Genomic DNA, 8,204 nt, shown 5'->3' on the forward strand with positions numbered 1-8,204 from the left:
CAAAGATTGATTTAGATAAATTTTGCAAAGATGCAGCAAGAGAATTAGCAGCACGATTACTTGGGAAAGTAATTAGAAGGACACCAGTAGATACAGGATTTTTGAGAGAAGGTTGGAGTGGAATAGCTTACGCTAGGTCACTTCCTGTATTTAAACAAGGAAATAATTATATTATAGAGGTGGTTAATCCAACAACATACGCAAGTTATGTTGAATTTGGTCATAGAACCAAAGGTGGCAAAGGATGGGTTAAAGGACAACATTTCTTAACTATTTCAGAGATGGAATTACAAAGCCAAGTTGATAAGATTATAGAGAAAAAGCTATTAATGTTGCTGAAAGGAGTGTTTGATGCTTAATAACATTATAGATGGAATATCTATTAAATTAGATAAAACATTTGGAAATGAATATACAATTTATAGCGAAGATGTAGAACAGGGTATAAATGAACCTTGTTTTTTTATTGTTCCTTTAAACCAAAGCAAGATACCATATCCAAGTGGCAGGACATTAAAAAAGAACTCTTTTGATGTACATTATTTTCCTCGTTCAGAAGATAAGAATTTTGAAATAAATGAGATAGCTGAGATGTTACTGGAGGAATTAGAGTATATAGAAATTGATGGAGACTTAGTCAGAGGCACAAATATGAACTTTGAAATTGTAGATAATGTGCTACACTTCTTTGTTGATTATAACTACTTTACTATAAAGAGTAATGATATAGAAAAAATGAATGGTGTTGAATTATTTGGTGGGTTAAAGAGAGGTGATAAGTTTGAGTAAAACATTAAGTAAAGAAGATAATTATAAGTTTACTAAGGAACAGATAGTTAATTCTAAGAAGTATGTAAATAGAAAAGATTTGTTGAATGCAATTTTAAAAGAGGATGAATTGTATTCCTTTTCAGAAGTAGAGGATATGATTAATAATTTTATGAAAGGAGTGAGTTAATATGGCTTTAGGTGGAGGAACATTTGTAACACAAAATAAAATACTTCCTGGTGCTTATATAAATTTTGTAAGTGCTACAAGAGCAACAAGTACATTATCTGATAGAGGTATTGTCGCAATGCCTTTAGAATTAGGCTGGGGTATTGATGAAGAAATTTTCCAAGTCACAAGTGATGATTTTGAGAAATATTCAACAAAGTTCTTTGGATATGATTATACTCATGAAAAGCTAAAAGGTCTTAGAGATTTATTTAAAAATATAAGACTAGGATATTTCTATAAATTAAATAAAGGAGTTAAAGCTAGTTGTAGTATTGCTATAGCTAGATGCAGTGGTATAAGAGGTAATGACTTAAAAGTAATAGTTACAACTAATGTTGATGATAATACTAAATTTGATGTTGTAACTTTACTAGATAATAAGAATGTAGATACTCAAATAGCAAAGGTTATTACAGACTTGCAGGACAATGACTATATCACTTGGAAAAAGGATGCAACACTAGAAGCAAGTGCAGGTTTAACTTTTACTAATGGAACTAATGGCGAAGCTGTGACAGGAGCAGAGTATCAAACTTTTCTTGATAAAATAGAAAGCTACTCATTTAATGTACTAGGATGTTTGGCTACAACAACAGAGATTAAAAGTTTATTTGTAGAGTTTACAAAAAGAATGAGAGATAAGGTAGGAGCTAAGTTTCAAACTGTTTTATATAAAAAGAATGATGCAGATTATGAAGGGGTAGTATCCGTAGAAAATAAAGTTAAAGATACTGGATTATTAGAGTCTAGTTTGATTTATTGGGCTACTGGAGCTATAGCAGGATGTGATATAAATAAATCTAATACTAATAAAAAGTATGATGGTGAATTTGATGTTGATGTTAATTATACGCAAATACAGTTAGAAGAAGCTTTAAAAACTGGTAAATTTATATTCCATAAAGTTGGAGATGAAGTTCATGTATTAGAGGATATAAACACTTTTGTAAGTTTTACAGACGATAAGAATGACGATTTTTCATCTAATCAAAGTATTAGAGTACTTGACCAGATTGCTAATGATATAGCAACTTTATTTAATGATAAATATCTTGGTAAAGTACCAAACGATAAAGCTGGACGTATCTCATTTTGGAATGATGTAGTAAAACATCACAAAGAATTAGAGAATATAAGGGCAATAGAAGATTTTAAAACTGATGATGTTAGTGTAGAGCTTGGAAATGACAAGAAAACTGTTATAGTGAGTGATGCAGTTAAGGTTATAAATGCTATGAGTAAGCTTTATATGACTGTTTCTGTTGGTTAGAAGAAAGCTAGAAAGGAGAGTGTTAGAATGGCTAAAAATATTACTATGAAGTCAAAAGATGCAATAAGTGCATCTTTGGCAGAATGTTATGTTACCATAGAAGGGAAAAGATACCTTCTTATGCAGTGTGTAAAGGTAGAAGCTAAGTTTAAAAAGAATAAAAGTAAGATACCAATTCTAGGTCAAACAGGAAAAGGAAACAAAACTACTGGATGGGAAGGAACTGGAAGTGCAACTACTCATTACAATACTTCTATCTTTAGAAAACTTATGCTGAGATATAAAGAAACTGGAGAAGATATATATTTCGACATGCAAATTACTAATGAAGACCCTACATCTACTGCTGGGAGACAGACTATTATATTAAAAGATTGTAATATAGATGAGGTTACATTAGCTAAATTTGATGCAGATAGTGAATATCTAGATGAGGATATAGATTTTACTTTCGATGATTGGGATATGCCTGAGGAGTTTAAATTGTTATTAGGTATGGAGTAAGATACACATTTATATATTATAGATGTGTATTTTTTATGTAAAAAAAATAAAATAAGAGGAGATTAGAATAATATGAGTAATTTAAGTGCTTTTTTAAATCAAAATGCAATAAAAAATGAGAATGTAATGTATGTGGCAAGCGATAGATTTTTAGATGAAGAAAGAAAACCAGTAAAATGGGAATTAAGGGTGATATCTTCTGAGGAAGATGAAGTATTAAGAAGAAATTGTACCAAAAGAGTAAAAGTGATTGGCAATAACGGGAAGCCAACAGGTCAATTCACAAGTGAAATTGACTATAATAGTTATGTAGCTGAATTATGTGTAGCATCTACAGTATTCCCCGATTTAAAAGATGTGGAACTTCAAAATAGTTATGGAGTAATGGGAGAAGCCCAGTTATTAAAGACAATGCTAACGGCAGGAGAATATGTAAATTATACAGTAAAAGTAAATGAAGTAAACGGATTTGATACAACTTTTGAAGATAAAGTAGAAGAAGCAAAAAACTAATTCGAGGTGGCGACTTTGATGCTAGTATAACCCATTATTGTATTCAAAAATTAAAGTGGAAGCCAAGTGACTATATGAATTTAGAAATTAATGAGAGAGCATTAGCAGCCGCCTCAATACTTGTTAAAATTGAAGATGAAGAAGAAGCAATGAAAGAAGCTGAAAGAGAGAAAAAGAGAGGTAGAAGAAGATAATCTCTAATGTAAAAATTTTACCAATATAGTATAATAATCTTATAAAATTATTGTGCTAGGGGGGTTTGTTATGTTTTGTTCAAATTGTGGTGCAGAAATCACAGGCATAGGCAAGTTTTGTTCAAGTTGTGGGGTTGCTGTAGAAACTGAAATTATTGAAGATAATAATATTAAATCAAATGACTTAATCGTTGATGCCAATGGAATAGAAATAAATATGACTGAAATTTATAGAAAATATAGAAAAGAAAAAGTAAATGCAATAAAAAATGTAATGGAAATAAGTGGTTTGAATATAAAGGAAGCAAAAAAGATAGTGGATTCTTCCTTTGAAGAGTTAAAAATCAATTTTATTGATGATACTATGAGTAATTCAGAAAAGGAAAAAATAATAAACAATCAAAATAGAAAAAATAATATTGAAAAAGCTCAACAAGAATCAGTTGCTTGTTGCCCTAAGTGTGGTTCAACATCCTTGACAGCTCAAAAAAAAGGTTTTGGTATAGGGAAAGCAGTAGTAGGAGCTAGTCTAACTGGTGGTATAGGTTTAGTAGCTGGGAATTTAGGAGCAAAGAAAGTTAGAGTTACATGCTTAAATTGTGGGAAACAGTTTTGGGCAGGCAAAAAATAGATGTATTCATAATAAAAACACTTACTAATTTAGTAAGTGTTTTTATTATCTAAATTAACAGAAAGGAGAGTGAAAAAATGGCTACAATACAAACATCAATCCGTATTTTTGACGGAATGACACCTGCTTTTAGACACATGACAACTGCCATGAATATAGTACTGAGTTCATTTGAGCAATTACAAAGAACTTCTAGTAATGCAGTAAATGCTGATAGCATAATAAGAGCTAGAGAAGAACTAGCAAGGGCAGAAGCTGGATTTGATAGATTAGAACGACAGATAAGAGAAGCTGATGAACAGCAAAAAAGATTTAATGATGATGTTAGAAAAGGAGCAAGTAGTACAGATAAGTTAGTAGCAAATGCTAAAAGATTAGTAGCGACTTATATTGGATTAAGAAGCATTGGCGGTTTAATTAACTTAAGTGACCAGATGACTAACACTAATGCTCGCTTGAGTATGATAAATGATGGTCAACAATCAGATGGCGGACTTAATAAAATGATATTTCAATCAGCAGAAAGAGCAAGAGCATCTTATTTGGATACTGCTAAAATAGTAACTAGAGTTGGAATGAATGCAGGTAAAGCATTTAGTAGCACAAAAGAGATAGTAGCATTTGCTGAACAACTTAACAAGAAATTTGTAATCGCAGGAGCAACAACAGAAGAAACCAATTCAGCTTTGCTACAGTTAACACAAGGCTTAGGAAGTGGTGTACTTAGAGGTGAGGAATTAAACGCTGTATTTGAGTCGGCACCTAATATAATACAAAGTATTGCCGATTATCTTGACGTAGATATAGGAAAGATTAGAAGCATGGCAAGTGAAGGAATGTTAACAGCAGACATTGTAAAAAATTCATTACTTGCAGCAACAGAACAAACCAATGCAGAGTTTGAGAAGATGCCTTATACATTTAATCAAATTTGGACATCAATAAAAAATAATTGCATTATGATATTTGGTGTTATACAAAAAAAGATAGAACAATCCATGTCTAGCAAGGGATTTCGAACCTTTATAGATAATTTTATAAATGGATTATATGTTTTAGGCAATGTGTTTTTTAACATTTTTAATGGAATTATAAGTATATTAGGAAGTCCATTTTTTCAAGCTTTCACAAACACTATTATTGTATGTGTTAGCTTGATAGCACAAGCATTAGGTTGGGTGATAACACAAGCATTGAATATTGCTAATGTATTTGCACAAAATTGGAGTATTATCGCACCTATAATACTTGGTGTTGCAGCAGCAATGCTAGTGTATAACAATGCATTATTACTTAGTATTGCAAATAAAGTTAAAGATATTGCACTATCTGCAATATCTTTAGCCATGAACTTTGCACATATAATAGCTGAATCTTGGAGGGCTGCTGCATTAATTGCTACTACTATAGCTCAAGATGGATTAAATGCAGCAATGATGGCTTGCCCAATTACTTGGATTTTATATGGTGTAATAGCAATTGTTGTTGCATTTTTTGTAGCTATAGCAGTTTTTAATCATTTCGCAGGAACGAGTGTTTCTGCAATTGGTGTAGTTGTAGGAGCTCTTTATTTTCTAGGAACTTGTATCTATGATGTCTTTGCAGGAGCGCGGAACATAGTAATGGCATTTGTAGAGTTCTTTGTTAACTCATTTAATATTTGTATCTATGGTGTACAGATGTTATTCTATAATCTTGCAAATTTTGTTATAAACTCAATGGGTGATGTTGGAGGTTCTTTCGATAGATGCGCAACAACACTTGCAAATGTATTTATAAATGGAGTAAATTTAGCAATAAAAGCGGTAAATGGGTTAATTGAATTAATTAATAAAATACCTGGAGTAAACATAGATACATTTGGTCATGGTTATACAAAAAATATAGACTCTGTCGTTGGAAGTTTGAAAAACTATCAAAAAACATTAAAAGAGCCTATTAAACCACAAGACTGGAAAGCACCGTATGCGGACATTAAAAATCCATTTGACTCTTTTAATAAAGGATATAAAGTAGGTAAAAATTTAGAAAACAAATTAAAAGATGCTTTTGACATCAACAAAATAGCAGAAAAGGCAAAAAAAGATTTAGGACTCGACGATTTGTGGGATAAAAAGTATGGGTTAGGAGATGGATTTGGTTCAGCAGGGCTTAATTCTCCACTTGGAGATGCAGCAAAAGGAGCAAAAGACACTGCTGGAAATACAGCTAAAATGGCTAAAACAATGGATAAAAGTCAAGAAGACTTAAAATACCTAAGAGATATTGCAGAGCAAGAAACAATCAATAGGTATACAGGAGTCAACATTAAAATCGACATGAACAATACAAACAACATAAATAGTGAGGCAGATGTAGATGGTATAGTAAATGTCTTAACAGAAAAACTGAATGATGCCATGGTTGTATCAGCTGAGGGAATAGTTTAGAAAGGAGGGCTATAAATGGCTTATGATTTTTACCTAGATGGAGTACAATTACCAATCCCGCCTGGCAAATTAGAGATTAAAGTTACAAATAAAAATAAAACAGTTGATTTGATAAACACTGGAGAAGTAAATATATTAAAAAAAGAAGGATTATCTGAAATAAGTTTTGAAGCAGAATTTACACATAATAAATTACCTTTTTACAGAGGTCAATTTAGAGATGTCCAATTCTTTTTAAGTAAACTGGAACTACTAAAAACAGATTGTAAGCCATTTCAATTTATTGTATCTCGTGCATTAGGTAACAAAGTACTATTTAACACTAATATGAAAGTATCATTAGAGGAATATAACATAGTAGAAGATGCAGAGAATGGCTCAGATACAAAAGTTGCAATAAAGTTAAAACAATATAGAGATTACTCAACTAAAAAATTAGTTCCTGCTACACCTAAAACAACTAATGAAACTGGCAGACCTAATGTAAAGATAGAGCCAAAACGAGTGGATTCAGTTAATGCACCAAATTCCAAGACCTATACAGTAAAAGCAGGAGATAGCCTTTGGTCAATCTGTCAAAAGCAGTTAGGCAATGGTTCGCTGTATAAGAAAGTGTATGAATTAAATAAAACTATGATGGATAAGGCGAACAAAGGTAAAAATCTATCTAAGTATACCATCTATAAAGGGCAGGTGTTAAAACTTGGCTGATGATTTAGTTCTAGCAAATGATAGGGATATAAGGTTAGTTATTGCACATTGGGAAGATTTTTATGAGCCTGTAGTTTTAGATGGCATCACATGGGAAATAGAGAGAAGAGGAACACCATCTAAACTTGAATTTACAATAGTAATGGATGATATACTACAATTCTGTGAAGGTAACTCTGTAAGGCTATATTACAAAGGCGTAGGTATATTTTATGGATATATATTTCAGAAGAAAAGAGACAAAGAAAATCACATTAAAATTGTTGCATATGACCAATTAAGATACTTTAAGAATAAAGATACTTATGTATATAGTAATAAAACTGCAAGTGAACTTGTAAAAATGTTATCTAAAGATTTTAACTTAAAATACAATGTCATAGAAGACACTAAGTATAGAATATCTAGGATAGAAGAAAATAAAACGCTATTTGATATGATACTAACTGCTCTTGATGATACTCTAAGAGAGAAAAAGGAAATGTATGTTTTATATGATGATTTTGGAAGAATAACTCTAAAAAATGTTGCATCAATGAAATTAGATACTGTTATGAATAATGATGTAATTGAGGATTTTGACTATAACTCAAGTATAGACAGTGATACTTACACAAAGATTAAACTTGTAAGAGACAATGAAGAAACAGGAAAAAGAGATGTGTATATTGCTCAAGACTCAACGCATATGAGAAGTTGGGGAATACTTCAAATGTTTGATACAGTAGATAAAAATATGAGTGAAGCAGAGATAAAGCAAAAATGTGATATACTTTTAAAACTATATAATAAGAAAACTAAGTCATTGAGTTTAAAAAATGTGCTTGGTGATATTAGAGTGAGAGCAGGTTGTTTAGTACCTGTTTTTTTAGATTTAGGAGATATTGATTTACAAAATTATATGTTAGTTGAGAAAGTAAAGCATACCTTTGAAAATAATTCACATTTCATG

General features: G+C 31.2%; 9 protein-coding genes and 1 pseudogene. All 10 read left to right on the forward strand.

Annotated features, from left to right (window positions below):
* The coding region (locus tag KGF50_RS18780; protein WP_227849475.1) for an HK97 gp10 family phage protein at positions 1 to 359 on the forward strand (359 nt) is incomplete at its 5' end.
* Complete coding sequence (locus tag KGF50_RS18785; RefSeq protein WP_227849476.1) at positions 352 to 789, forward strand: DUF6838 family protein; 438 nt, start codon at positions 352 to 354, stop codon at positions 787 to 789. The genes KGF50_RS18780 and KGF50_RS18785, both read left to right, overlap by 8 nt.
* Complete coding sequence (locus KGF50_RS18790) at positions 773 to 958, forward strand: hypothetical protein (RefSeq protein WP_227849477.1); 186 nt, start codon at positions 773 to 775, stop codon at positions 956 to 958. The genes KGF50_RS18785 and KGF50_RS18790 overlap by 17 nt, the downstream gene beginning before the upstream one ends.
* A 1-nt stretch (position 959) precedes the next feature.
* A complete protein-coding gene (locus KGF50_RS18795) occupies positions 960 to 2,270 on the forward strand; it encodes a phage tail sheath family protein (protein ID WP_227849478.1) in 1,311 nt (436 codons plus the stop codon).
* A 27-nt stretch (positions 2,271 to 2,297) separates the two neighbouring features.
* Positions 2,298 to 2,774, forward strand: a complete 477-nt coding sequence (locus KGF50_RS18800; protein WP_227849479.1) for a phage tail tube protein — start codon at positions 2,298 to 2,300, stop codon at positions 2,772 to 2,774.
* 72 nt (positions 2,775 to 2,846) lie between these two features.
* A complete protein-coding gene (locus KGF50_RS18805; RefSeq protein WP_227849480.1) occupies positions 2,847 to 3,287 on the forward strand; it encodes a phage tail assembly chaperone in 441 nt (146 codons plus the stop codon).
* A 264-nt stretch (positions 3,288 to 3,551) separates the two neighbouring features.
* Positions 3,552 to 4,112, forward strand: coding sequence for a ribosomal protein L7/L12 (locus KGF50_RS18810; protein WP_227849481.1), 561 nt, complete (start codon positions 3,552 to 3,554; stop codon positions 4,110 to 4,112).
* 77 nt (positions 4,113 to 4,189) lie between these two features.
* Positions 4,190 to 6,541 carry a tape measure protein gene (locus KGF50_RS18815; RefSeq protein ID WP_227849482.1) on the forward strand — a complete coding sequence of 784 codons (2,352 nt, stop codon included), beginning with the start codon at positions 4,190 to 4,192 and terminating at the stop codon, positions 6,539 to 6,541.
* Positions 6,542 to 6,556: 15 nt separating this feature from the next.
* Positions 6,557 to 7,252 carry a LysM peptidoglycan-binding domain-containing protein gene (locus KGF50_RS18820; protein ID WP_227849483.1) on the forward strand — a complete coding sequence of 232 codons (696 nt, stop codon included), beginning with the start codon at positions 6,557 to 6,559 and terminating at the stop codon, positions 7,250 to 7,252.
* Positions 7,245 to 8,204: pseudogene (locus KGF50_RS18825) on the forward strand (cell wall hydrolase); the annotation flags it as partial. The gene KGF50_RS18820 and the pseudogene KGF50_RS18825, both read left to right, overlap by 8 nt.

This window comes from Clostridioides sp. ZZV15-6598 (assembly GCF_020657705.1).
GTDB lineage: Bacteria > Bacillota > Clostridia > Peptostreptococcales > Peptostreptococcaceae > Clostridioides > Clostridioides difficile_F.